At 57.8% G+C, this 25,547-nt stretch carries 21 protein-coding genes; 15 read left to right on the top strand and 6 right to left on the bottom strand.

The window, feature by feature from the left end; all coding sequences use genetic code 11:
• The first annotated feature begins 40 nt into the window (after positions 1-40).
• Positions 41-754, top strand: coding sequence for a response regulator (locus ACYQ1P_RS01535; RefSeq protein ID WP_460018619.1), 714 nt, complete (start codon positions 41-43; stop codon positions 752-754).
• Here the strand turns inward: ACYQ1P_RS01535 and ACYQ1P_RS01540 are convergent.
• Complete coding sequence (locus ACYQ1P_RS01540) at positions 751-3,123, bottom strand: ATP-binding protein (RefSeq protein WP_460018620.1); 2,373 nt, start codon at positions 3,121-3,123, stop codon at positions 751-753. The genes ACYQ1P_RS01535 and ACYQ1P_RS01540 overlap by 4 nt on opposite strands.
• 66 nt (positions 3,124-3,189) lie before the next feature.
• Between ACYQ1P_RS01540 and ACYQ1P_RS01545 the strand changes: the two genes are divergently transcribed.
• Entirely contained in the window at positions 3,190-3,639 is a 450-nt protein-coding gene (locus tag ACYQ1P_RS01545) for a DUF488 domain-containing protein (protein ID WP_460018621.1), read from the top strand.
• A gap of 196 nt (positions 3,640-3,835) precedes the next feature.
• On the opposite strand, the gene ACYQ1P_RS01550 is transcribed toward ACYQ1P_RS01545, so the two are convergent.
• On the bottom strand, positions 3,836-4,936 hold the full coding sequence (locus ACYQ1P_RS01550; protein WP_460018622.1) for an IS5 family transposase: 1,101 nt from the start codon (positions 4,934-4,936) through the stop codon (positions 3,836-3,838).
• A gap of 360 nt (positions 4,937-5,296) precedes the next feature.
• Between ACYQ1P_RS01550 and ACYQ1P_RS01555 the strand changes: the two genes are divergently transcribed.
• The 7 genes from ACYQ1P_RS01555 (at position 5,297) to ACYQ1P_RS01585 (ending at position 15,001) form a co-directional block, all read left to right on the top strand.
• Positions 5,297-6,673, top strand: coding sequence for an ABC transporter substrate-binding protein (locus tag ACYQ1P_RS01555; RefSeq protein WP_460018623.1), 1,377 nt, complete (start codon positions 5,297-5,299; stop codon positions 6,671-6,673).
• Positions 6,670-8,571, top strand: coding sequence for an ATP-binding protein (locus ACYQ1P_RS01560; RefSeq protein WP_460018624.1), 1,902 nt, complete (start codon positions 6,670-6,672; stop codon positions 8,569-8,571). The genes ACYQ1P_RS01555 and ACYQ1P_RS01560 overlap by 4 nt, the downstream gene beginning before the upstream one ends.
• A gap of 15 nt (positions 8,572-8,586) precedes the next feature.
• Entirely contained in the window at positions 8,587-9,933 is a 1,347-nt protein-coding gene (locus ACYQ1P_RS01565) for a sigma-54-dependent transcriptional regulator (protein WP_460018625.1), read from the top strand.
• A 91-nt stretch (positions 9,934-10,024) separates the two neighbouring features.
• Positions 10,025-11,092: a tripartite tricarboxylate transporter substrate binding protein gene (locus tag ACYQ1P_RS01570; RefSeq protein WP_460018626.1), complete on the top strand. Its 1,068-nt coding sequence runs from the start codon at positions 10,025-10,027 to the stop codon at positions 11,090-11,092.
• Positions 11,093-11,099: 7 nt separating this feature from the next.
• Positions 11,100-11,552: a tripartite tricarboxylate transporter TctB family protein gene (locus ACYQ1P_RS01575; protein ID WP_460018627.1), complete on the top strand. Its 453-nt coding sequence runs from the start codon at positions 11,100-11,102 to the stop codon at positions 11,550-11,552.
• A gap of 12 nt (positions 11,553-11,564) precedes the next feature.
• Positions 11,565-13,052, top strand: coding sequence for a tripartite tricarboxylate transporter permease (locus tag ACYQ1P_RS01580; RefSeq protein ID WP_460018628.1), 1,488 nt, complete (start codon positions 11,565-11,567; stop codon positions 13,050-13,052).
• A 77-nt stretch (positions 13,053-13,129) separates the two neighbouring features.
• Entirely contained in the window at positions 13,130-15,001 is a 1,872-nt protein-coding gene (locus ACYQ1P_RS01585; RefSeq protein ID WP_460018629.1) for a Na/Pi cotransporter family protein, read from the top strand.
• Between the two features lie 167 nt (positions 15,002-15,168).
• Here ACYQ1P_RS01585 and ACYQ1P_RS01590 read toward each other — a convergent pair whose 3' ends face one another.
• Positions 15,169-15,666, bottom strand: coding sequence for a hypothetical protein (locus ACYQ1P_RS01590; protein WP_460018630.1), 498 nt, complete (start codon positions 15,664-15,666; stop codon positions 15,169-15,171).
• A gap of 14 nt (positions 15,667-15,680) precedes the next feature.
• On the bottom strand, positions 15,681-15,968 hold the full coding sequence (locus ACYQ1P_RS01595) for a hypothetical protein (protein ID WP_460018631.1): 288 nt from the start codon (positions 15,966-15,968) through the stop codon (positions 15,681-15,683).
• 163 nt (positions 15,969-16,131) lie between these two features.
• Here ACYQ1P_RS01595 and ACYQ1P_RS01600 point away from each other — a divergent pair, with 163 nt between their 5' ends.
• Positions 16,132-17,607 (top strand): recombinase family protein, encoded by a 1,476-nt coding sequence (locus ACYQ1P_RS01600; protein WP_460018632.1) that lies wholly within the window; start codon positions 16,132-16,134, stop codon positions 17,605-17,607.
• A gap of 104 nt (positions 17,608-17,711) precedes the next feature.
• Here the strand turns inward: ACYQ1P_RS01600 and ACYQ1P_RS01605 are convergent, their stop codons facing one another.
• Complete coding sequence (locus tag ACYQ1P_RS01605) at positions 17,712-19,313, bottom strand: IS66 family transposase (protein ID WP_460018633.1); 1,602 nt, start codon at positions 19,311-19,313, stop codon at positions 17,712-17,714.
• A gap of 173 nt (positions 19,314-19,486) precedes the next feature.
• Between ACYQ1P_RS01605 and ACYQ1P_RS01610 the strand changes: the two genes are divergently transcribed.
• The 5 genes from ACYQ1P_RS01610 (at position 19,487) to istB (ending at position 24,957) form a co-directional block, all read left to right on the top strand.
• The gene (locus ACYQ1P_RS01610; protein ID WP_460018634.1) at positions 19,487-20,695 is read left to right on the top strand and encodes a tyrosine-type recombinase/integrase; all 1,209 of its coding nucleotides are present in this window, start codon (positions 19,487-19,489) and stop codon (positions 20,693-20,695) included.
• Positions 20,696-20,812: 117 nt separating this feature from the next.
• Positions 20,813-21,520 (top strand): type IV toxin-antitoxin system AbiEi family antitoxin domain-containing protein, encoded by a 708-nt coding sequence (locus ACYQ1P_RS01615; RefSeq protein ID WP_460018635.1) that lies wholly within the window; start codon positions 20,813-20,815, stop codon positions 21,518-21,520.
• Positions 21,521-21,522: 2 nt separating this feature from the next.
• Positions 21,523-22,455, top strand: a complete 933-nt coding sequence (locus tag ACYQ1P_RS01620; RefSeq protein WP_460018636.1) for a nucleotidyl transferase AbiEii/AbiGii toxin family protein — start codon at positions 21,523-21,525, stop codon at positions 22,453-22,455.
• Between the two features lie 220 nt (positions 22,456-22,675).
• Positions 22,676-24,190: an IS21 family transposase gene (gene istA / locus ACYQ1P_RS01625; RefSeq protein ID WP_460018637.1), complete on the top strand. Its 1,515-nt coding sequence runs from the start codon at positions 22,676-22,678 to the stop codon at positions 24,188-24,190.
• A gap of 14 nt (positions 24,191-24,204) precedes the next feature.
• On the top strand, positions 24,205-24,957 hold the full coding sequence (istB, locus tag ACYQ1P_RS01630) for an IS21-like element helper ATPase IstB (protein WP_460018638.1): 753 nt from the start codon (positions 24,205-24,207) through the stop codon (positions 24,955-24,957).
• A 109-nt stretch (positions 24,958-25,066) separates the two neighbouring features.
• On the opposite strand, the gene ACYQ1P_RS01635 is transcribed toward istB, so the two are convergent.
• Positions 25,067-25,477 carry a hypothetical protein gene (locus ACYQ1P_RS01635; protein ID WP_460018639.1) on the bottom strand — a complete coding sequence of 137 codons (411 nt, stop codon included), beginning with the start codon at positions 25,475-25,477 and terminating at the stop codon, positions 25,067-25,069.
• Between the last annotated feature and the right edge of the window lie 70 nt (positions 25,478-25,547).

Raw genomic sequence — 25,547 nt, forward strand, 5'->3', positions numbered from 1 at the left:
TGTAAACAGACTGTAAATATGCTGTCCAGGAAGGACACTCATGCGCACGCGGAATCATATCCTGGTTGTCGAAGATGACTTGACCAGCCGTGTCACACTGGCCGGATATTTCGAAAAAGAAGGCTATCAAGTCACCGAGGCGATAGATGGTGATCAGATGCGCGCAGCCCTCTCCAAGGGGGGCGTTGACTTGATTATGCTCGACATCCGGCTGCCGGGCGAGGATGGGTTGACCTTGCTCAAACAGGTGCGTCAACAGTCCAATGTCGGGGTGATCATGGTCACAGGAAAATCCGACGACATCGACCGCATCGTAGCCCTAGAAATAGGCGCTGACGACTATGTGACCAAGCCGTTTAACCCGCGCGAACTGTTGGCCCGGGCCAAAAATCTGTTGCGCCGGACGGCACAGAGCGGAAGCGCAGACGGGACCGAGTCCGTAAGGCGTTTCGGGAAATGGACCCTCTATACAGAAGAACGACGACTGGAGAACGACGAAGGTGAGGAGGTCCGTTTGACTCGCGGCGAGTTCGAACTTCTGGCAGCCATGGCGCGTCATCCCGGTCGCGTGATGACTCGTGACAATCTGCTTGACGACATCAGCCACCGGGAATGGGACCCAACAGACCGCACCGTGGATGTTCTCGTCGGTCGTCTGCGCCGAAAGATTGAAAACGATCCGCAAGCGCCGTCGTTCATCCAGACTGTCCATGGCGTGGGCTATGTCTTTTTGGTCGGCCGGGAGCGGCGTTAAATCAGATCGTCCCAGGTCGCAACGAGGGCCTTCCGAGAAGAAGCAAAGGCGCCTTCCAGGGCTTCGAAAGTGTCCCGGGACATCGAGGCGTCCCGGTCTGCGGCTGCTTTTTCGAGCTGTTGCGCCAAGTTGCCGATGCGAGTCAGGCCGACATTGGAGGCGGCACCCTTCAACGTATGGGCCCCGTCGGCAAGACGCTCGAAGTCCTGTGCGTCCAGGTCGTGGCGCAGGGTCACTACAATCTTGGAAGAACTCTCGTTGAAGGCCGTCATGATCCGTGCGGCCCGGTCTCGACCGAGTAGCTCCAGGTGTTGCCGCATGACCGCTGGATTGATTACCGGATCCGGGCGATCTGCCTCCGGGGCCATTGCGACAGACAACAGCGTGGGCGCTGCATCAGAAATACAGGCCGTTATAGCGGCCGCAAGATCCTGATGTGTAAACGGCTTGCCGAGGAATCCATCGGCTCCGGCGGCAAAACAGCGCTCCATTTCGTTGCGAACGATCATGGCGCTCAACACGATGATCGGCGTTGCCGGTCGTCCGACAGCTTCCAAACGCCTCATTTCCCGAATGACTTCGAAGCCGCTCATACCGGGCATACGGAGATCCATCATGATCAGGTCGAAACGTCCTTGGGATAGTCTGTCTAAGGCTTCCTCACCGCTTTTGGCGACAACGACGCTATGGCCCATACGCAATAGAAACCCTTCGGCGACCAGAATATTCACGTCATTGTCCTCGACCAACAGCACGTCGAGGGGGCGGCATATGACATCGTCAGCCTGACGGGGCTCCTCACGGCTGTCTGGCTTTCCTTCTTGCATGGGGATGAGACAAGTGAACAGGGCACCGCCCGAGGTTTTGTTTTGGCACTCGATCCGGCCGCCCATCGCCGAAATCAGGCGCTTGCAGATAGCAAGCCCAAGACCGGTCCCACCGTACAGACGACCAGTGGCCGCATCTTGTTGAGTAAAGGGCTCGAACAGGCGTTCCGGGTTTTCAACGGGCAGACCGATACCGGTATCCTCAACCTGAATGCGCAGAGCCTCCAAGCCGGACAGAGTGCGCGAAGCCCGGGATACCCGCAGGCCAACGCGCCCGACGGTCGTAAACTTCACCGCATTTCCCAGCAGATTGAGCAGGACCTGACGGACTTTATTCGGGTCGCCTCGCAGGAAGGCGGGCAGCGTGGGATCAAGAGAGAAACGGAAGTCCAGTCCTTTTTCCGCTGCCAGGGGGGTGATCAGAACCAAGGTCTGTTCGATGAGTCGAGGCAGATCGTAATCAATGGCTTCCAGTTCCAGGATACCCGCCTCGATTTTCGAATAATCGAGAATATCGTTGAGCACCGACATCAACACTTCGCCCGAATGCGTGATCCCGTCTAAATAGCGCCGTTGAGCCTCGGACAGCGTTGTGTCGGTCAGAAGATTGGCGATCCCCAAAATCCCGTTGATCGGGGTTCTGATCTCGTGGCTCATGGTGGCCAGAAAGGCAGATTTGGCTTTATTGGCGCTTTCGGCCTGTTCTTTTGCCTTCTTGTGTTCGGTGATGTCATTGAGAATGATCACGGACCCTAAGAAACGTTCGCTAATGTCGAGCATCCTTTGAACCCGTATTTCGAAGCTCTTGAGGCCCTCCGGCGTACTGAGCGTTGTCTCGAAATGTTCGGAGCCATTCCCTTTTGACAAGATGAGGTGGATTTGCTCTTCAACCTCCGGCAGATGGCGCGGACCGTAATAAGAAGCGCCCGGATCGCGCGGACCGATGAACAATACATGAGCGGCATGGTTCATGTTCTGGATGACACCTTGATCATCGCGCAGGATGATCGGGTCATCGAGGCTTTCAAAGATGGTCAGGTACCAGTTCTTTTCGTTAGTGATGTCCCGGTTCATTTCCTGATTCTCGGCCAGCTTGGCGCTTTCGCTGGCGTTGCACCATTCGGAGCAGAATCCCAACTCGACCAGATCAAAGAACCGTACGATAAACTGGCGGAAGCGCTCCCGATCCTCGGCAGCCACGGGGTTCTCCATCACCAGATCCACATAGGCTTGGCGATAATACTTGGTCAATCCGAGAAATAAGCTCAGGGTGATCCCCCTGGCCCGGTGCTGCTTCGCCTGTTCGATACCGAAAGCCGCAATCGAATTGCGCGTATAATCCTCGCCGGGATAAAGATCTGGTGCGGCATCAAACATCTCTGTCGATGTGATCAACGGTCCAGACAGACCACAGATCGAGGCCCGCCAAGCTTCCTTGAGCGTGGAGGTAAATTCCGTGTAGCCGAGCTTGCGTGCATAGGTCAGGACCCGCCCGATAAGCCAATCCTCGTTTTCGACGATCAGCGCGCGTAGTTTATCCATCTCGACCTCCTCGCCCCCAGGCCCCTATTATAACTCATTCGGGCCTCATCGACAGACCAGGACGCCATGGACGGCAAAATTCAGTTGTTCACGATCGGATATACCAAATCTACCGCTGAAGGGTTTTTCTCTCGCTTACGCGATGCCCTAGTGACCGAGGTGGTCGATATCCGCGTCTCCAACACGTCACAGCTGGCAGGCTTCGCGAAAATGCCCGACCTGGCCTTCTTTCTCGATCGGGTGGGCGGCATCGGGTATCGCTTCGAGCCCCTGCTTGCTCCGCCACTTCAGATGATGCGGGCCTATCGAAACAAGGAATTGACTTGGGCCACCTATCGAACCGCCTATCTCGACCTGCTGACCGAGCGTGGCGCGGCCATGGCGCTAAACCCTGAACACTTCGACGGAGCCTGTCTGTTGTGCAGCGAGTCCACACCGGACCAATGCCACCGACGACTGGCGGCTGAATACCTCCAATATCATTGGTCTCGACAAGTAGAGATTTGCCACTTGTAAATGATGCCGGACGGCAAGGTCCGTTCAGACTTATTCAGCCTCAAAATCCAGGTCTAACAGGCTGCGGAAAAACGCGGAAGGTCGGCCCCTTTCCCCATCGGTCGGTGCCATTCAGTGGCCTCGGCGAGGGGGTGCGGGCCGCTTTTGCGGCCGGTTTCCCCGGACTCTGCCGATTTGAGGCAGAGTCCGGGTATCGTCATGCCGCAGCCATCAACTTCGGCAGCCTGACGAGGTTGTAGGCGGCGGCGGTCAGGGTGAAGACCCAGTCGACGCGGTCGGTGCCCTTGTGGCGGGTCTTGCGCAAATTTCCGGTGGTCTTTGCCCAGCCGAAGACCTCCTCAATCCGCTTGCGGATGCGCAAGCTGATGGCGTAGCCGGGATGGCGGGTTGTGCGGCCATCAATGGCGCTACGGCGGCGCACGTCACCGGTTTCGGTCACCTGCTCGTTCCGGGCGATATGGGGCGTGACCTTGCGGACCCGCAAATCGCGGACGAATTCGCGGACGTCGTAGGCCTTGTCGGCGCCCAGGGTGATGCGGCCCTTTGCGGCCAAGCCATCAACCAGCGACAGGGCCGCCTCGCGCTCGGCGGTGCCGGTGGCCCGGGTGACCATGGCGCCGACCACCAGGCCGTTGCGGTTCTCCATCAACACGTGGCCCATGAAGGCCATGCGCGAGGATTGGCCGTTGGCTTTGCGGTACAGCTTGGCGTCGGGATCGGTGGTCGAGGCATGGGTCTGGTTCGAGCGCTTCTCGCCGCGGAAATCGCGTTCGCCGTTGCGCCCCGGCCCCGGAGGCGGATCGCCGCCATCCTTGGGCCGGAAGCTCTTCATCGAGGCCCAGGCGTCGATCAGCGTCCCGTCCACCGAGAAATGCTCGTCCGACAGCAGGTCGCGGCCACGCGCCTGCGCCACCACCGCCGACAGAAACTTGGTCGCCACCTCGCCTTCCAACAGCCGGTCGCGATTCTTGGTGAACACCGTCACGTCCCACACCGGCGCATCCATCGACAGCCCCACGAACCAGCGGAACAGCAGGTTGTAGCCGACCTGCTCCATCAACTGCCGCTCGGAGCGGATCGAATAGAAGGCTTGCAACAGCAGGGCACGGAGCAGCTTCTCCGGCGGGATCGAGGGGCGACCCACCTTCGCGTACATCCCCTCGAAATCCGTCGACAGGACCTCCAGCACCTCATCGACGATGGCCCGGATCGGTCGGAGCGGATGGCTCGCCGGAACCCGCGCCTCGCAACTCACATACGAAAACAGGCTCTCCGTCCAAACGTCGCTGCCACGCATCTCGCCCCCCCTGTCGCTTTCAGGAGGAATCGAATCATACCCGGTCGTCAAAGGGAAGAGTTTTTCCGCAGCCTGCTAACCGTCCCGGGTGGTCTGTAAGCTTTCGACATCCACTCCGCAACGATGCTCGTGGTAAGCCCGGCCTTGAGCGGATTTGGCTCAATCTGGTTCATAGCCGCACGATCTGAAGTAGTTGGTGCATTCGGCATGAGTTTGAAAAACGCACCCTCAAATTGCGGCTGTTTGGGGGGGGAAGGTCAGTCAAATATTCCATGCCGGTTCAATTCCGAATGCTCGCAGTTGCCACTCCTGGTGCCACGGACCTACACTTCATGGCGAAAATGAAAGGTGTATTCCGCCATGGCATCGCGTTATCTTATGAAAGTGGCGTTGGTTTTCCTATCCCTGCTCGTGCTCTGCACGGGGCTTGCGCACCGAGGAGCGGAAGCGGACTCATCGCGCAATGTCAGCGGCCCTTTGGTCATCGTCACCTCTTTTCCGCCGACCCTTTTCGATAAATTCCGCACGGCCTTCGAACGACGCTATCCCAAGGTGAACGTGTTCGTGCGCAGTAAGAAAACCTCCGCTGCCATTTCGTTTATCGAAGAACGGGTAAACGAGCCGGTTGACCTGTTTTGGGCCTCTGCCCCCGATGCTTTCGAACTACTCAAAGAATCAGGGCATCTCCTGAAAGCGTTCTCCGAGAAGGAGGGCGACCTGGCCCGCATTGGTTCCTATCCCATTGATGATCCTCAAGGTTATTATAAAGGGTTCGCCCTCTCCGGGTACGGTATCTTATGGCACAAAGGATATCTGGAACGTCTTGGGTTAGCGGCACCCGCCGCTTGGCAGGACTTGACCCGACCTGCCTATCACCGACATATCGGGATATCGGCTCCCTCTCGATCCGGCACGACACATCTAATTGTGGAAAGCATTCTGCAAAGCCAGGGTTGGGAAAAAGGCTGGGCCACCCTGTTGGAAATCGGCGGCAATCTGGCGACGGTGACGGCCCGCAGCTTCGGTGTCATTGACGGCCTCCGCTCGGAACGCTTCGGGATTGGCCTGGCGATTGATTTTTTCGGACAGTCAGCAAAGGCCATGGGGGCCCCCATTGATTTCGTCTATCCAAACGGCACCGCGTTTCTTCCGGCCAACATTGCGATGGTGACCCGGGCCGAAAACACCGAAGCGGCGCGGGCCTTCGTTGATTTTGTCTTGTCGGTCGAAGGGCAGAAATTGCTGTTCGAGCCGGCGATTAGTCGGTTGCCCGTCACTGAATCCGTTTATGCGGACGCTCCGGACTTCTACCCAAATCCGTTTGACGATGCGTTGGCCAACAAGGGATTCGAGATTGATGTGAAATTGTCCCGTCGACGCTACCACCTCATTAACAGCCTGTTCGACGTGTTCATCACCTATCGCTTGCCTAACTTGCGCCGCACATGGAAGGCCATTCACGAGGCGGAGCGGGTTCTGGAGGGGAAGAATCTACCTGAGCTTGCCGAAGCGGTTCGAACCGCGCGCCATCTGGCCAGCCAAGTGCCGGTGACGGCCTCCCAATCCGCAGATTCTTTGTTTGCATCGAATTTCATTCATCATAAACCGGGCATAGGAGTGTCTGCCACGCAGGCTGAAGCCGAAGCCCAATGGGACAGATTCGCCCGCGACAACCTTGATCGGGCGTGGCTTTTAACTGTGGATGTTGTGCAACAAACGGCAAAAGTCAAACCATGAAAAGGCGCCTGCGCATTGGCATTCGAGGCCGTTTTTTTTCGGCCATCGGTTTCGTCGCGGCAGCAACTATCGTGGCGACGGGAGTGGCCTGGATTTCGTTCACGCATCTTGGGGAGACGCTGGACAGTGTTGTCGGACGCAGCATTCCGGCGATGACCTATGCGGCACAACTGGCCGAACGGGGCGGTAGCATCATCGGTGTCGCGCCGGGTCTGGTTTCCGCCCGGACGGAACAGAACCGGCAAAGCATCTGGCAACATCTGGAATCTCAGATCGAGGACATGAACCGGCTGCTTACTGAACTGGCGGGAAGCGAGACCAGCAACCGGACTTTCGACGCCTTTGGCGGGGCCATCGAAGACCTGCATTTGAATTTGACGTTCCTTAATGCGCTGGTGAGCCAACGACTGGAAAGGTCGATCCGCAAGGAAGATGTCATCGAACGACTCCGTTGGGCGTCGGCGGATTTTCTAGACGAGATCGAGCCGATGACCGACGATATCCGCTTCAACATCAGCCTCGCTCTACACCGGGACGGGTCTCCATCATTCCTCGAAGAGGAACTGGTTCGTCAGCGTGCCCTATTCAAGATCAATGCCGATGGCAACCTGTTGGCCGAATTGACCGTGCGTGCGGCCAATATCCCTGATGAAGAGGCGCTACAGGCAACCGAACAATATTACCATGAAATTGAAGGCCGGATAAAAACCAACCTTGATTTGTTCAAGTCGCAGCCCGGTGCCCTATCTCTGCGCCAATCTATTACGGATATCGAAACCTTAGCCAAGGGCCCCAATGGCGTGTTCAAGCTCCGTGCGCAGGAGTTGTCGGATCTGGATTCCGAACAACAGTTTCTGGCCAGCAACCAATCCCTTTTGCACCGCCTCGAAGTCCTCATCACCGAACAGGTGGCGGCGGAGAAACACAACGCCCTGGAAGCGGCCTCCCGTTCCCAAGAGGCAATCCGCCAGGGTCGGTTTTGGCTGATTGTTGCCGTGGTGGTTAGCTTGATTGTTGCGGTCCCCTTTGTCTGGCTATATGTGGGCCGGGGGTTGGTCGGCCGCATCCGGCGCCTGGATGAAAGCATGCGGTCTATTGCCGAGGGGCATTTGGCCACCGATGTCCCTGTGGAGGGGGGCGACGAGATCGGTGATATGGCCGTATCGCTTCGCACATTCCGCGACACCTTGTCTGAAACCCAGGCGGAATTGGTGCAAGCGGCGAAACTGGCGGCGCTCGGGCAACTGACAGCGGGCATTTCCCATGAAATCAATCAGCCGCTTTCGGCGATCCGCCATTACGCCCGTAACAGCGGTCTGTTGCTCGACAAAGGCAGAATCGACGAGGCCAAGGAAAACTTGAGCAAGATCAGTGCGCTGGTCGAAAAAGCCAATCGGATTGTTCACAATTTGCGTTCCCTGGCCCGAAAACCGCAGCGGGACTTGCGATCCATCGACATGGTTTCAGTGCTCGAGGATGTGTTGACCCTGTTGGATCGGCGATTGCGGGAGGAAGGCATTACCGTCGAAATCCAAATAGATGATGATTGCCGGAATATTTTGGCCGGACAGGTCCGGCTTGAGCAGGTGATCCTCAATCTGTTCAACAACGCCATTGACGCCATGCGGGAGTCCCCTGTCCGTCACTTGATCGTGTCCGGACGGCGAACCAAAGAGTGGATCGAATTCCAAGTCGGAGATACCGGGTCCGGCATCACGCCAAATGACATGGAGCGGATTTTTGATCCCTTTTTCACTACCAAAGAAGTGGGCCAGGGGCTTGGACTGGGGCTCTCCATTTCGTACAACATTATCAAGGATTTTGGGGGAAGCTTGTGGGCCGAAAGTCAGTTAGGCGACGGAACAACATTCTGGCTCCGGTTGCGCCCCCCGAGTTGACAGGAGAGAAACCAAATGGATGAGGTCAAACGGGTTCTGCTCGTTGACGACGAGGACGAGGTCCGGCACTCGGTCTCCCAGACTTTGAAACTGGAAGGTTTTGAAGTCGAGTCATTCGAAGATTCTCAACAGGCCCTGGCGGCGCTGTCCGCCGATTGGCGCGGCATTGTCATCACCGATCTGAAAATGCCCCGCCTCGACGGCATGGGGGTGCTCGCCCACATCATGAAACTGGATGCGGATCTTCCCGTGGTGATTCTGACCGCCCATGGGGACATTCCCATTGCCGTTCAAGCGATGCGTGACGGAGCTTACGGTTTCATGGAAAAAACCGCCGACCCCGACCATTTGATCACCATGGCCCGACAAGCGTTGGAAAAACGGCAACTGGTTCTGGAAAATCGTGATCTCCGTCGGCAACTGGAAGCCACCGGAGCGTTGGAGGGTAGGATCATTGGCAAGTCACCGGTGATGGAACGCTTGCGATCTACGGTGCTCAATCTGGCCAATACCGATGTGGATATTTTGCTGGTCGGCGAGACCGGAACCGGCAAGGAAGTTGTCGCGCGCTGTCTGCATGATTTCGGCCCGCGTGGCGAAAAACCCTTCGTGGCGTTGAACTGCGGGGCGCTGGCAGAAGGGGTGATCGAAAGTGAGTTGTTCGGTCATGAGGCCGGAGCGTTCACGGGGGCGCTGAACCGGCGCATCGGCAAGCTGGAATATGCCGAGGGCGGAACCCTGTTTCTCGATGAAATCGAAAGTATGCCGCCCTCTGTGCAGGTGCGATTGCTACGGGTGTTGCAAGAAAGATCTTTGGAGCGGGTCGGGGGCAATAAGCCGGTGGCATTGAATATCCGGATCGTCGCGGCCTCCAAGGTGGATCTGTCAAAGGCGGTGGCCGATGGTCTGTTCCGGGAAGACTTGATGTATCGTTTGCAAGTGGCACAGATCGAACTGCCCCCGTTACGGCAACGCCTGGAAGATCTGCCGCTGTTATACAGCCATTTCACGGATGTGGCGGCCCTGCGCTATCGTCGCCCCAATCCGCCGATGGAACCGGGCATGCTGCACGACTTAATGGGCCGCTCCTGGCCTGGCAATGTGCGGGAATTGCGCAACACAGCCGAACGCTCTGTACTTGGCCTCGGCGAGCCGGGAACAATCACATCTGAAATCCCCTCCGAGGATAGCCATCAATACCTCTACGCACAGATGGAACGATTTGAGCAGACCGCCATCAAAGAGGCCCTGCGGGTCCATGGCGGGCGCATCGCTGAAACGGCGGCGGCCCTGGGTCTGCACCGCAAGACTCTTTATCTGCGTATGCAGAAATACGATCTGATCAGCGCCGACTTCAAGTAACCAAATGACCTCATTCTGCTGAGGGATCTGGGGCGGTTTCGCCACATTTTTTTCATTCACGCTTTGGAAATGGCGGTGTTCCGCGTTTCCGGTGGTTTGGCACGGCTGTTGCTGTTCAAGGTTTAAAAAAGTCGAACCTGTTGGGAATCGAAAACACCGTCAGCCGTTCAGCCGTCCGGGCAGGATGCCCGAAAATCAAAAAGGGAGAGTGACAGAAATGAACAAGTTTACCGGATTATTGCTCGCATTGGCCTTGGCCATTCCAACATCAGCCTTGGCCGCATACCCCGAAGACTCCATCACCCTGATCGTCCCCTCCAAGGCGGGCGGCTCCACCGACACGTCGGCCCGTCTGTTTTCCAATGCCGCCAAAAAATTCTGGCCGGATGCCAACTTTGTCATCAAGAACGTCGGCGGATCCGGCGGCCAGAAAGGGTTTGAGGAAATTGCCCGCGCCAAGCCCGACGGCTACACCATCGGCATGGTTTTCACCACCCAGGTTGTCGCGCATATCGTTTCCAAGCGCGCCAAGTACACCCTCGACAGCTTCCATGTGATGGGCAACATGATGGAAGATCCGCTGATCATCGCCGTGCCGTCCAAGAGCCCCGTCATGTCGCTTGATGACTTCATCGCAGCGGCAAAAGCGAATGCCCTGACGGTTGCGGTCAACGGCATCGGTTCCGATGACTTTGTGGCGGCGAAAAAGTTTGAACTGAAAACCGGTGTGACCTTCAATCTCCTGCCGACCAAAGGATCGACGGAACAAAAGGCGATGATCCTGGGCGGGCATATTGATGCCAGTTTCATGAACCTGTCGCAGCTTTACGCGCAGCACAAATCAGGAGACGCTCGCGTCATCGCCATTTTGGCAAAGGTCCGCTCGCCGCTGCTGCCGGATGTCAAAACAGGGACCGAACAAGGAGTCCCCGTCGATATGACGGCGACCCGTGGGTTCGTTGCCCCGGCCGATGTCGATCCGGCAATCCTCGCCCAGCTCGACGACCTGCTGCAAAAAGTCATGGCTGACCCGCAGTTCATCGCCGATTGCGAAAAGGCAACGCAGTTCCTGCTGCCCATGACCGGCCCGGACTATTTGAGCTACCTGAAGGACCTTCAGGCCGATACCCAGATGTTCTACGACAAGAACCCCTGGTAATCGGACCATGACAAAACGTCTGACAGAGGCGCTTATTCTCTGCGGATTCCTGGTTCTTGCCGTGCTGCTTTACGACAGCACGGCAAGTTACCCCGTTTCGGTCCAAGGCTCGACGGCCCTCTATGTGCGGTTTCTGGGGCTTGCGCTGGGGATTCTGTGTACCCTTGAGCTTTTGATGTGGATGAAGAAACGGGGGCAGGATCAGCCAAAAAAAATGGTGATCGCGGAAGCGCCGGTATCGTTCTGGGGACTTTTTGTTCTGCTGGTTGTCTACTCCATCGCCTTGACACCGTTGGGCTTTTATCTCGCTTCCGGGGTGTTCCTCCCTGTTGCCATGGTCATGCTGGGCGCCAGAAATCCGTTTTCGGTTGGGCTCACGTCCGGTGGCGTTTTGCTTTTCGTCTACCTTGTTTTTGCCAAGGTTCTCGAAGTGCCGCTTCCCGAGGCAACGCTGTTTTAGAAAGGTCGCGCGATGTTATTCGAGGCATTACAGGCCCTATTTACCCCGACGTCCTTGCTGGCCGTTTTTATTGGGACGACTTCCGGTGTCATGGTAGGGGGAATGCCAGGGCTGACCGCAACCATGGCCGTGGCCCTGTTAATCCCCGTGACTTTTTCCCTGGAACCCTTAACCGGACTGCTGCTGATGGGCGGGGTCTACTGCGGTGCCATGTATGGCGGATCAATCCCCGCCATCCTTCTGCGCACCCCCGGGACCCCGGCCGCCGTCGCCACGGCGATGGAAGGCTATCCGATGACCGAACAGGGCCGGGGCGGCTTGGCGCTCAAAGTGTCCGTCGTCTCAAGCTTCGTAGGGGGTGTTTTTTCCACTTTTGTATTGCTGTTGATCGCCCCAGCATTGGCGATTTTTGCCCTGACCTTTGGGCCGCCGGAATATTTCCTATTGGCTATTCTGGGTCTGGCCGGCATCGTTTCCATGACCGACGATGAGAACCGGCTGATCAAGGCGCTGATCTCCGGTCTCTTTGGATTGATCATCGCGGTGATCGGAACCGACCCCATCTCCGGTATGTTGCGCTACACGGCGGGAGAGACAGACCTGTTCGACGGGGTGGCTTTCATGCCCGCCCTGATTGGCCTGTTCTCCATCGCCCAGATGCTCGAACTCACCGCGTCCAAGAGCATTGTTCCAGACACCTCGTTGATCACCAAGATCAAGCGGGAACCCCTGCCTAAGGGGATTGGCAAGCCGATGGGACTGGGAGCCGTCGTGGGAACCATCGTCGGCATTCTCCCTGGCGAAGGCGCGACCATCGCCGCCTTCATGTCTTACAACATCGCCCGGCGCCGGTCGAAGCACCCGGAACTGTTCGGCAAAGGCAGCCCGGAAGGAATCGCGGCAGCCGAAGCAGGCAACAATGGCTGCGTCGGCGGGTCGTTGGTGCCAACCCTAACATTGGGAATCCCTGGCAACAGTGTGGCGGCGGCATTGCTGGGTGGCCTATTGATCCATGGCTTGATCCCGGGACCGGAATTGTTCACCAAACACGGCGTTACCACCTATGCCTTTATTTTGTCTTTGTTTGTCGCCAACGTTACTTTTTTGTTGTTGGGGTTATTCATGGCGCCCTACTTCGCCAGGATTTCTCTGACCCCGATTCCCCTTCTCATTCCGGTCGTCTGTCTGTTTTCGGTGCTGGGTTCCTACGCCATGAACAACAGTATTTTCGACGTTTTTATTGCCTTGTCGTGCGGCATTGTAGGGATCGTGCTGCGAAAGGCGGGGTTCTCTCTGGGGGCCCTAATTCTCGGCCTGATCCTCGGCCCCATCGCGGAAACGGGTTTTGCTCAGGCTCTGATCATGAGCAAGGGGAGCTACTTGATCTTTTTTACTCGGCCACAGGGGCTCGCCATTTGGGCAATCATCTTACTGCTTTTGGTGCCGCCGATCATGAGCATCTACAAACAATCTCGCCAACCAAAAAATGCTCAGAATTAAAAAGTCTTATTTGGGCTATTGAAATCGCTGTATTGTTTTCATTTCCCCCGGTTTTTTTGTAGAGACCAACCCATGAAATGTTAAAAAAGATATTTCTTCCCTCAATTTTATTCATTCTATGTTATGGATTCTGGGTCAGCCCGGATTTCAAAGAGATTGCGGCGGGCGTGGCCATTTTTCTATTTGGTATGCTATCCCTTGAACAGGGGTTCCGTGCCTTTACCGGTGGGGCGCTGGAAAGAATTCTGCGTCACAGCACCAATGTGATGTGGAAAAGCCTGAGTTTCGGGTTCACCGCAGCGACGGTGATGCAATCCAGTTCGCTGGTGTCGGTAATTACCATCTCGTTTCTCAGTGCCGGTCTGATTGGTCTGATGCAGGGTCTTGGCATTGTGTTTGGGGCCAATGTGGGCACCACGACCGGTGCTTGGTTGATCGCCGGATTTGGGCTGAAGGTGAAGATTTCAGCTTACGCCATGCCACTGCTGGTGATTGGCGTCTTGTTAATCTTTCAGAAAACCAAGAACCTTGCCGGTCTGGGCTATATTCTTGCCGGGGTCGGGTTTCTGTTCCTCGGCATCCATCACATGAAGGAAGGCTTCGATGTCTTCCAGACTCAGTTCAATCTCACCGATTATGCCATGACCGGTCTGGGCGGCGTCCTGGTTTTTACTGTGATCGGCATTCTCGCGACCATCGTCATGCAATCGAGCCATGCCACATTGGTATTGGTGATTACCGCGCTGTCCACCGGGCAGGTAACCTATGAAAATGCCCTTGCCCTGACCATTGGTGCCAATGTTGGGACAACCGTCACCGCCGTCCTCGGCGCACTTTCCTCCAACGCCGATGGCCGCAGGTTGGCACTGGCGGATGTGATGTTCAAGGTCGCGGCGGGCATTGCTTTTATCATTCTGATGAATCCGGTTGTCAGCCTAGTGGATTCCATTTCCGGATTTTTTGCCATTCCCGAAACCGACTACACCCTGAAGCTCGCGGTTTTTCACACCATTTTCAATTTGACCGGCGTCATTCTCATGGTGCCGTTCATCCATCAACTGGTGGCTTTTGTCACTCGGGTCTTGCCCAGTCCCGGTGCCTCCGCTACCTACGACAAACCCAAATTTCTGTTTGATTCCGCCATGGATCTTCCGGAATCGGCGCTCGAAGCGGTGCGCAAGGAAACCCTGCATCTCTACGACAACGCTTTTGAGATCATCGCGCATGGTCTTAGTTTACACCGTCACGATATTCTTTCGGAACGCCCCATTGAAGAACTGTCCGCGATATCCAGAACGGCCATGAACATCGATATCGACGCGCTCTACAATCGCAATGTGAAAGGGCTTTATAACGAGATCGTCGCCTTTATCAGCCGCGCCCAAACCAACATGAACGCGGAACAGGCCGATGAACTGTTCGCCTTACGCGCCGCCGGGCGTGACATTGTCGAGGCGATCAAAGACACCAAGCATATGCAAAAGAATATGTCACGCTATATGGCTTCCAGAAACAAGGCCATCCGATCCGAATACGACAAACTGCGCCAGCAATTGGCTACTGTGTTACGTGAACTGGCCTCTGAGCGTGCCGCAAGCGACGACCCGATCAGCATCCTCTCCCTCAGCGTTATCAAAATGCGCATGCTTGAGGATGACTCGACCGTCAACGGCACTCTGGATCAGCTCATTCGCGACGGAAAAATTACCGCAGAGATGGCGACATCCCTTATGAAGGATGCGACCTATGCCTATGATATTACAAAGAATCTTATCGACATGGGCGAGGTGCTGTTTGCCACCGGCGATCTCTCTACAAAACAGGTGGAGCGCGAACTCACTTTGACCATCGAAGAGATTGAAAGCGAACAACTCCAAGGGCAAAAAGCCCCTGAAAAGAGTTCCAGGTCATCGGTTCAAAGACGCAAAACGCCCAAGGCCAGTAGCTGAGGTCGTTTCCCGAGCCGGAAGCCATTCGGCAAAACGCTGGTGACTTTAGATCAGGGGTGTCGCCATCGTCGCGCATTCTCAATAAAATCCGTCAGGTCGCGCAAGACGATGGGATAACGATGGACGGCGATGAACAGGCATAGACGTTTTTTCCGCCAAGAGCTTGGTCAGATGATGAAGGCGGAGAGCGACAACCGTTCGGTGAGTTTCGTGACGGCCTGTCTAACGAATTTCCGGCCGCCGTACATGAAAGTGACGAACGCGATGTGGCCGAAGATGACCCACAGCGAGGCTTCAGAGATTGCCTCGTGCGGATCCTCGAGCCAGGTCATCAGCGAGTCCGAAAGGGCACCCGTTGCCGCCGCCGTGCCGACGGTGACAAGGAGGACAGCCGCGAACACGGCGAAGAGTGGGTGGCGACCCTTACCGCCGCCGAACCAGTCGCCGAGGCCACCGAGCTTGGGGTGGGGCAATTTTAAAAGTTTGCTGTTCGGCGCAACCAACCCGGCCAACAAGCGGACAACGACGGCCACGAGAACGGCGTACCCCGCGAACAGATGCATGCCGTAGGTGTCCTCGTCTGCCGTCAGGTAGGCGACTAGGTAGCCACCGCCGAGCCAGGCGTGCCAAAAGAGAAGGAATGCCTTTTGTCGTCTTGGGGTCATCGTCCGCTCCCTGATCAGTCATCGTCGCGATCGCGGTATTTGCCGCGATATTCCGACCGTTCGCCGTAACGGCCGTGTTCGTCGTCACGTTCCTGCCAGAAGGACCATTTGCGCTCGCCGTGAGCGGCGCTGTCGGGGATGTATCCGTTGTCCGTACCTTTGATCTTGGCGCTTTCGACGCGCATGACCGGGGCGGCATTTTTCATCTCGTATCCGTCGCTGCGCCCTGAGGCATAGACGGTGGCGGCACCGCCGATGACGGCGGCACCGAGCAATCCGTGGATCAGCATTTTCTTCAGCATGGTGATGGCTCCTTTGTTGCGTTGGGAGGATGCTAGCAAAGGCAACCTGAACGAGGTCTGAGCGCCTCGTTCAGGTACCGTTCATGAAAAATTTGCTATTTTTGCCGCATGCGAAGTTTCATGATTCTTATGCTTGCCTGCATGCTGAGCACCGCCGTCGTGCATGGAGGAGGCCCGTCGCAACAAGTTCGACGTGATCTACGCCGAGGCCCTGGATAGAGTATCTCGCAATCAGGCGGACATCGCATTGATCTACCAGCATCTGCAGTTCTCCGGCGTGCGGCTGATCACCCTGGCCGAAGGGGAGATCAACGAACTGCATGTGGGCCTCAAGGGCACCATGAACGCCCTGTTCATCAAGGATCTGGCACTGAAGACCAAGCGCGGCCAGTCCGGTCGCATCAACAAGGGTCGTGCTGCTGGTGGTCTGGCCTATGGCTACCGGGTCAAGCCCGGCGTCGAGGCCGGAGACAGGGAGATCATTGAGGAAGAAGCAGAGATCATCCGTCACATTTTCACCGCCTACGCCGCCGGCGAGAGTCCCCGCGTCATTGCCCGGACCTTGAACGATAAGCAGATCCCCGGCCCCGGCGGACGCCCCTGGGGCGATACGACCATTCGCGGCCAAGTGGACAGGGGCACTGGACTGCTCAACAACAGCCTCTACGTGGGACGCCTGGAGTGGAACCGCTGTTCCTATATCAAAGATCCCGCGACCGGCAAACGTGTCGCCCGGCCCAACCCGCCGGAGGACTGGCAGGTAACCGACGTCCCTCATCTGCGCATCATCGGGCAAGATCTCTGGGAACGGGTCAAGGCCCGCCAGACAAAGGTTCATCGGGCCATGGGGCGTGACGAACTGGGCAACGCCCTGAACCGGGCGCACCGTAAGAAGTACCTGCTGTCGGGATTGCTGCTCTGCCATCATTGCGGCCATCCCTATACCATCTCCGGCAAGGACAGCTACGGCTGCAACACGCACCGATCCAAAGGCACCTGCCCCAATGACCGAACCGTCGACCGGCTCCAAGCCGAGGCCAGAATATTTGATGGCCTGCAGCACCGCCTGTTGGCCCCCGAACTGGTTTCCGAGTTCATCAAAGCCTTCCGAGAAGAAGTCCTCAAATCCGACAAGCAGCGCCATGCGCAACGTCGAGCCAACCAAAAGCAGTTGAACACCGTGATCTCACAAATCAACCAGATCATCCGGGCCATTGAGGACGGTATGTATAACCCCTCCATGAAGGACCGCATGACCAACCTGGAAGCCCGCAAGGCCGACCTGCAGGGCAAGCTGACAAAGGCCGAACCCGAGGACAAAGATCTGCTCCCCATGCTGCCGGACCTGTCCGATCTTTTCCACGACAAGATCGCCCACCTCACCGAGGCCCTCAACGACCCGGCCATTCGCTCCGAAGCCTTCGACCTGATCCGCTCCATGATCGACAAGATCGTCGTCGTTCCCAACCCGGCCTGGCCGGACGACCATATGCTGGAGATCCACGGCGCCATGGCCGAGATCCTGGCCCTTTGCGCCGGCCAGACCCCCAATCGCAAAACCCCCGCCGCGTTAGCAGCAGGGGTTTTACCGTCGGTGGTTGCGGGGATAGGATTTGAACCTATGACCTTCAGGTTATGAGACTAACGATTATATGTCCGCTAACCCATTGATGCTCATATCTTTCTTGCATTTTTTCAATAAGTTATAGATATTTGTTGTAACTGGGGCAAAAGTCCGGGCGGTCAGGCTTCGCAGCGGGCAGCAACCAATTCCGGGAGGTGCGGCACCGGCGTAGCGACGGCCGCGCCGAGGCGGGTTCCGAGGAAGTCCCAGAACGAAATACCGAGTTTGCGGCAGGTCTTGGCGAGGCCGAGGAAGGCGTCGCGGCAGTCACGTCCGGGGTCGCTGCGGGTGGTGCCGCTGACCTTGCGGCGGATGACTTGGCAGCGGATGTCGTTTTCCGATCCGTTGGTGTGGAGCGGGATTTCCGGCCGGTCGAGGACGCGCAGCAGTTCGGTCTTGTTGGCGTGAAGGCGAGCGAGCAGGCGGTCCAGCGTGGCGAAGCCGGTGCGCCGTCGGAAGAGGCGGTCGAAACGGGTCTTCAGTTCGGCCTTGCGGCGCGGGGCCGGGGCGGCGCGGTAGGCTTTGAGGTCGGCGTAGAACCACCAGATCAGGCCACGAACCTTCTCCTTGGCGGCGCGGGCCGCCTCGGTGAAGGTGTCGAGCTTGTGGACCAGCCGCTCGGCGTGGACCCAGCATAGGGCGTGCTCGCCGACATTGAACTGGCCGGCATCGTCGGAGACGATCACAGTGCCGTCGAGGAAGCCGTGGGCAGTGACGGCGCCCCACAAGGCACCCTCGGTGGCGATCGTCACCGGGGCGGGATGGACCTTGAGGGCAGCGATGCCCAGCGCACCGAGGTGGGCCTGCCACGCGGCGTGGTCGGCGAAGCGGCGCACCGGGTGCCCCGCCAGGGTGGCGATGACCGAACCGGCAAGGCGACGATGGCGCATGTAGGCGAAAGCCTGGTCGTTGAGGACATAGTCGCCGTGGCCGGCACGCAGCAGGCCGAGGAAGTTGGCCCGGCTCTTCGATCCGGTGGTGGCGAAGAAGGTGAAGGCGTCGTTGCCGATCTGGGTGCAGACGCCGTTCTTGCCCTGGTGACGGGCGCCGGTGTCGTCCACCGAGATCCAGCCGCCGTGCGTGAGCCCCGCCCGCAGTACGTCGCGGGCCTCGGCGACGAAGGCGTCGTTGGCATCGGTCAGGATGCGCACCACCTGCCGCTTGGAGATGTCCACACCGAGCATCCGCAACAACTCGACCAGGCGCGGCACCGTGGTCTGACCCTGGTGGTATTGGGCGAGGATGAAGCGCTTGATCTCGGGGCCGAAGTGGTCGCCGATCCCGGCCGGCAGCGGCGCCAGCACCGTGCGCCCGTCCGGCGTCAGCCAGCGCTCGCGGCGATAGCGCACGACCCGCGGCTCGATCTTCAGGTCCTGGATGGTGAAGTCTTCGTAGCCCTTGAACCGCGACCCCGGCGGAATGGCGGTGGCGACGACGATCCGCTCCTCGACCGGCGCCGACGGCGCCTTCGGCCCGCGCCGCCGCTTCTCTCGCCGCGACCGCTTGTCCGTCGCCTTGTCCATCCCGGACGGCGTCGATGGTGGCTTGATGTCCGGCTTGCCCTTCAGTCCTTTCAAGCGCGCGATCTCCTCGCGCAACGCCGCATTCTCCGACGACAGCCGGGCATTCTCTTCCAGCAGCCCCAGAGCCAGCGGCTTGAGCACCAACGGTGAAAACGCATCAATATCTGGGCGTGGCTTGACCATGCCCCACAGAATCATGAAACAGTGGCCGATTCAACCAATTGTGAGTCCGTCGGCCGCCGCCGCCCGGACTTTTGCCCCAGTTGCTATTTGTTCTTTATCTCCTCTTGCCTTACGATAGCAGGAAATCTATGATTTTGGCAAAACGGTGTTGACTTTCGTGTTGACTATTATGTCGGGAGATCATGGTTATGGGCAAGCGCGTTGCGGCGGAGAGGATCGAGATATCCAACCGGTCATTGGACAAGATCAGGCCGAGCGAGAAACCGCGCATCATCTGGGACAGCAAATTGACCGGATTTGGTGTCAAGGTGATGCCGAGCGGCTCCATGTCATATTTGGTCAACTATCGGGCCGATGGCGGTGGGCGAAAGGCTCCCAACCGACGCATGGTGATCGGACGGCACGGAACGATATCACCGGCCAAAGCGCGGCAAAGGGCCCAGGAAATTCTCGGCGCCGCCGCCGGAGGGAAGGACCCGTCGAGCGCGCGTCAGGAACGCCGCGCCATGCCGACCCTCGGCGATATTTTTGAAAACTACATGGCCGCCAACCCGAACCGCAAACCGCGCACCGACGCGCTCTATCGTTATGAGATGGATCGTTATCTGGGCGACTGGCAGAATAAGCCGATAAGTTCGATCACTCGCAGCGATATCCAGGACCGTTTCAATTCGATTTCCCGCCAGCATGGCCCGACCCCGGCAAACCGGGTCATGTCCCTGCTCCGCTCCGTCTATCGCAGTCCCTGCGCTGAAGATGAAGCGCTCCGCAACCCGGTGGAGATCTGGCAGGCCGGTGGCGGGCGCTTCAACAAAAAGCCCCGGCGCAAAATCGACACCCCGGCGGACATCCTGCCAAAATGGCAAAAGGGATTTGAGGCTGTTCAAAACGGCGTCATCCGCGACGCCATTTCGGCTGGGCTGTACACGGGAATGCGCTTGCGAGAGGTCCTTTGGCTTAAATGGTCGGACATCAGCGACAGCGAGTTGATCGTCGAGGAAACCAAAACCGGGGAACCGCTCCGCCTGCCGATCACCCGGCAACTAGCCGATGTTTTTGAGCGGCGCAAAAAGGACAACGAGACCGGCTGGGTGTTTCCGAACAGCGAAACCAAATCCGGCCACCATGAAGACATTCACCACGTCTACCCGACCATCACCAAAGGGGCAGGTACGAAATTTTGGTTTCACGCCCTTCGCAACAATTTCATCACCATCGCCGAGCGCGACATCGGCCTCGCCACCAGCCTAACCAAACGCCTGGTCAACCATGCCCGCCCACAAGACGTAACCGAGGGGTATGCGGCCGACTGGACGTTCGAACAACTGCTGCGCGCCGCCCAGTCGGTTGCGGATAGGATTGATGCGTTGATCGTGGCGCCCGCAAACGCCTTGTGAGAGGTGCCACGGCACTCCGTCACATGACAACAATACCTATAGCCATACTTTACTTTGAAGCATTTTTATGAAATATACCCCCTTGACTTCGCCTAAAAAATTGCAAAAATATATAGTATGGCTATAGATCGATATGGACTTCTGAAACAAGTTCTGACGCGCGCCCAACCAGGGCAGCCGCTAACGGCGGCTTGGCTTGCCGAACAGGGTGTATCGGCGCAGTTGGCATATCATTACGTTCAGTCGGGCTGGCTCACGCGGCTTGGGCATGGTTGGTTTCTGCGCACCGGAGATGAGCCGGAATTGCGGCTTTCTCTAGCAGCCCTGCCCGGCGCATTTCATGTCGGGGGCAAGACAGCGCTGGCTTGGTACGGCTTCCAACACAATCTTGCTCATAGGCCTCATACGGAGCTTTTTACCGACGACCCATTACGTCTGCCGGAATGGCTGACGGCGCGATTTACTATACAGGTCCGTCGGAGACGCCTTTTCGACGATCCGACGCTCTGCGTTAGTCCATGGGAAACACCGGGTTTGCCCGTCTCCGAGCCGGAGCGCGCCGTTCTGGAAATGCTCTGGTGTGTGCCGCAGCATCAATCCGAGGAAGAGGCCGCCCAACTCGTCGAAAGCCTGTTCGGCCTGCGTACCCCGCTGATGCAGGCATTACTGGAATCCTGCCGAAGCGTTAAGGCAGTGCGCCTATTCCTGCATCACGCCAAACAATCCTCCCTGCCCGTCTTGGATGAACTCGACCTGACCCACGTCCGCACAGGATCGGCAACACCATACGTTCGGCGCCATGCGTCCGGCACGATAAGGATATGACCATGTCCAAAAATATGGATCGCCGTTATCGGGAGACTGTGCAGCTACTGCTCGATGTCGCGCCCGTCATCTTTCAGGGCTCTGGATTCGCGATGAAAGGCGGCACCGCCATCAATCTCTTTCACCGCGACATGCCCCGGCTCTCGGTCGATATCGACGTCGTCTATGTTCGTGCGGATCAGCCGCGTGAGGAGGCGCTGAACGCCATATCCCAAGCGCTGAACCAAGCAGCAACCGATCTGGAGCGCCGCGGCTTTTCCGTCCGTCGGCAAGCGGCGACCGGGATGGGAGATATCAAGCTCTTCGTGCGCCAGGGCTTTTCAGAGGTTAAGATCGAAGTCAATCCGGTTGGGCGCGGCACACTTCACCACGTACGCATCGCCGAATTGTGTCCGTCGGCGGCGTTGGCATTCAAACGCTTGCTCAAATTGCCCGTGTTGGCATCCGAAGAACTCTATGGCAGCAAGCTCGTCGCCGCCATGGACCGCCAGCACCCGCGCGACTGGTTCGATTGTCTGCTGCTGCGACAAAACGAAGGGCTGACCACTAAAATACGCCAAGCCTTCGTCGCCTATGTCGCCGCCCATAATCGCCCCATCAACGAAATCCTGACGCCTAACCCGCAACCACTCGGGCAAATTTACAACAGCGATTTTGTCGGCATGACGCACGACGACATCAGCCTTGAGATGTTGGAAGAAACAAGGGACTGGCTGTTCAGGGCGTTACCAGAAAGCCTGACGCGGGATGAGCGGGATTTCCTTCTCAGCCTGAAAGCAGGAGAACCCGACTGGAATCTGCTGCCCTTTCCCGCGCTCCAGCACATGCCTGCTGTGAAATGGAAGCTCCAGAACATCCGCAAACTTAAACAATCCAACCCGCGCAAACATGCTGCACTATTGACTATTTTGCAGGAAAAATTGAAGCAAACATAATGATGCCAACGCAGTTCATCACTTAAAGTGCGCATTCCGACGCAAAGCGGCCACTGATTCCGATCCAAAGCGGCCACTGATTCCGATTTAATCCGGCCACCGATTCCGACGCAAAGCGGCCACTTTTGTCTGGCCTGTGATCGACCTCGTTGGGTGATCTTTTGAGGGTTACCTTCGCACCTTTTGGGAAGGAGCGGAGATGCCCAGGGAGAGGTTGCCCATGCGCAAGATTCGCGACGTTTTGAGGCTGCATGCCGAGGGCCTGTCGAGGCGGCGGATCGCCGTCAGTTTGAATATTGGCCGTACAACGGTCGGGGATTATATCGCCCGGGCCAAACAAGCGGGGTTGAATTGGCCCTTACCCGGGGACCTTTCGGAGGAAGGGCTGGAGCAGCTATTGTTTCCGCCCTTGCGGGTTCGAACGAGGGAACGCCCACTTCCGCCCGATTGGCCGTCGCTGCACCGGGAGAAAAAGAAGCCCGGCGTGACCCTGGCCCTTTTGTGGGAGGAATACCGGGCGCGGCATCCAGAGGGTTACGGTTACAGCCGGTTCTGTGATCTTTACCGGGACTGGCGGGGTAAGCTGAACCCGACCATGCGCCAGAACCATGTGGCCGGTGAGAAGCTGTTTGTCGATTACGCCGGTCAAACCGTGGAAGTGATTGACGGCTTGACCGGCGAGGTCCACGAGGCCCAGATCTTCGTCGCCACCCTGGGAGCCTCCAGTTACACCTACGCCGAGGCCACTTGGAGCCAGGCGCTGCCTGATTGGATCGGTTCGCACAGCCGCGCCTTCAGTTTTTTCGGCGGCGTTCCCAAGCAGATCGTTCCCGACAACCTCAAGTCCGGTGTCATCAAATCCTGCATTTATGATCCCGAGGTTAATCGGACCTACGCCGATCTGGCGAACCATTACGGTACGGCGGTCATTCCCGCCAGGCCCTACAAACCAAGGGATAAGGCGAAGGTGGAAGTCGGCGTTCAGGTGGTCGAGCGCTGGGTTCTGGCCCGCCTGCGCAATCGCCGTTTCTTCTCCCTGGCCGAACTCAATCAGGCAATCCGTGAACAGCTTGAGGTTCTGAATAGGCGGGTCAGCAAGCATCTGGATGCGTCCCGGCGGCAACTGTTCGAAGAACTGGACCGCCCGGCCCTCAAAGCCTTGCCCGCCGAGCCCTTCGAATACGCCGAATGGAAACAGCGACGCGCCGGCATCGATTACCATGTGGAAGTGGGCAAGCATTTTTACTCGGTCCCGCATGCGTTGGTCAAACAAACCCTGTGGGCTCGCATCACGGAACGCAGTGTCGAGATATTCCATAAAGGCAAGCGTGTCGCCGTCCATATGCGCGGCCCCGGCAATCGGCGTCATACCACGGTCCCGGAACACATGCCGTCATCACACCGACGATACGCCAGTTGGACGCCGGAGAAAATCCGCCGCATGGCTACCGCCCAAGGGGCCAACACGGAAGCCCTCGTTGACATTATTCTGCGCCGCAAGCCACACCCGGAACAGGGCTTTCGTTCCGCTATCGGCATCCTCCGCCTGGCCAAGGTTCATGGGCCGGAACGCCTGGAGGCGGCTTGCGAAAGAGCGCTTGAGATCGGCGCCCATTCCTATTCTTCCGTCAATTCCATCCTCAAGAACAGGCTTGAGGATTGCAAAACGAAACAGGCTGAGAACGGTCCCGCCATCGATCATCCCAACATCCGGGGTTCCGGATATTTTCATTAAGGAGGAAAACAACCATGTTGCAACACCCCACTCACGACCAACTGAAGCTCCTCAAGCTGACCGGTATGGCTCAGGCCTTCGCCGACCTCAGAGACAACCCCCAAGCCGAAGATCTGGCTCATGATCAATGGCTGGCTCTGCTTCTTGATCGTGAAGAAGCCGTCCGTGACGACCGCCGATTGACCTACCGTTTAAGAAACGCCCGCCTGCGCCACGCCGGGGCCTCAGTCGAGAACGTCGATTACCGCAGCCCCAGGCGTCTCGATAAATCCCTGTTCCAGCAACTGGCCCAGGGGAAATGGATCGCCCAAAAACAGAACCTGATCATTACGGGTCCATGCGGTATCGGCAAATCATGGCTCGCTTGCGCCTTGGGTCAAAAAGCTTGCAGAGATGATTATTCCGTCCTCTACAAACGCCTGCCCCGAATGTTCTCCGAATTGGAAATGGGTCGCGCCGATGGCCGTTACCCGCGTTTGTTTCGCGCCCTGACAAAACCAAACGTGCTGATCCTCGACGATTGGGGCCCGGAAAAACTCAACGCTGATCAGCGCCGCGATCTTATGGAAATCGTCGAAGAGCGTTACCAAAACGCCTCGATCCTGATCACCAGCCAACTGCCCGTCGATAAGTGGCACGACGTCATCGGCGAGCCCACCTTCGCCGACGCCATCCTCGATCGTATCGTCCACAACGCCCACAGGCTCGATCTCGACGGACCCTCAATGCGAAAGACCATGGCCACCAAAACAATTGACCAGACCTAAGGAAAATGACATCAACAAATTACCCAACGGCGTCGATCACGCCGCCAAAAACGAGCCCAGGATAAAGTGGCCGTTTTGGATCGGAATGGGTGGCCGCTTTCCGTCGGAATCAGTGGCCGGTTTCATCGGAATGCGCATGCTCTTCCAGGCGCTGTTTCTGGCGCATCTCTATGCGCTGCCGGGCGGCTTTCTCCTCGGCGGCCTTTTTGTCCTGGTGCATTTTCCAGACCGCATCCGTGTCGGCCTCGGCCTGCTTGAGAAGGTTTTCCTGTTGCGCTCGGTCGCCCGGGGACTCGTCAAGGAGGGCGTTCGTCCGGCGTGCCGGGGTGTCGAGGACGGGGTCAGAGGCAATAGGTTGCAGCGGTTCCGCATCGAAGGCCGACTTGGATTCGAACAGGGACGGCCCCTCGTCGAACGACGGGGTCGGGCGCGACGGCTTGTCATCGACAACGGAGGGGATCGGGGCAGAGGACAGGGAGTCCCCGTCGTTGCCGGGGGTGGTGCTGGATAGGCTTCCCATGACCTATGGCCGCCCCTGGCGGTTTCGTGGTGGGTCTTGCTGGAGGATGTCAGCACGGTCCAGCAGGGGG

The organism is Magnetospira thiophila (assembly GCF_054657015.1).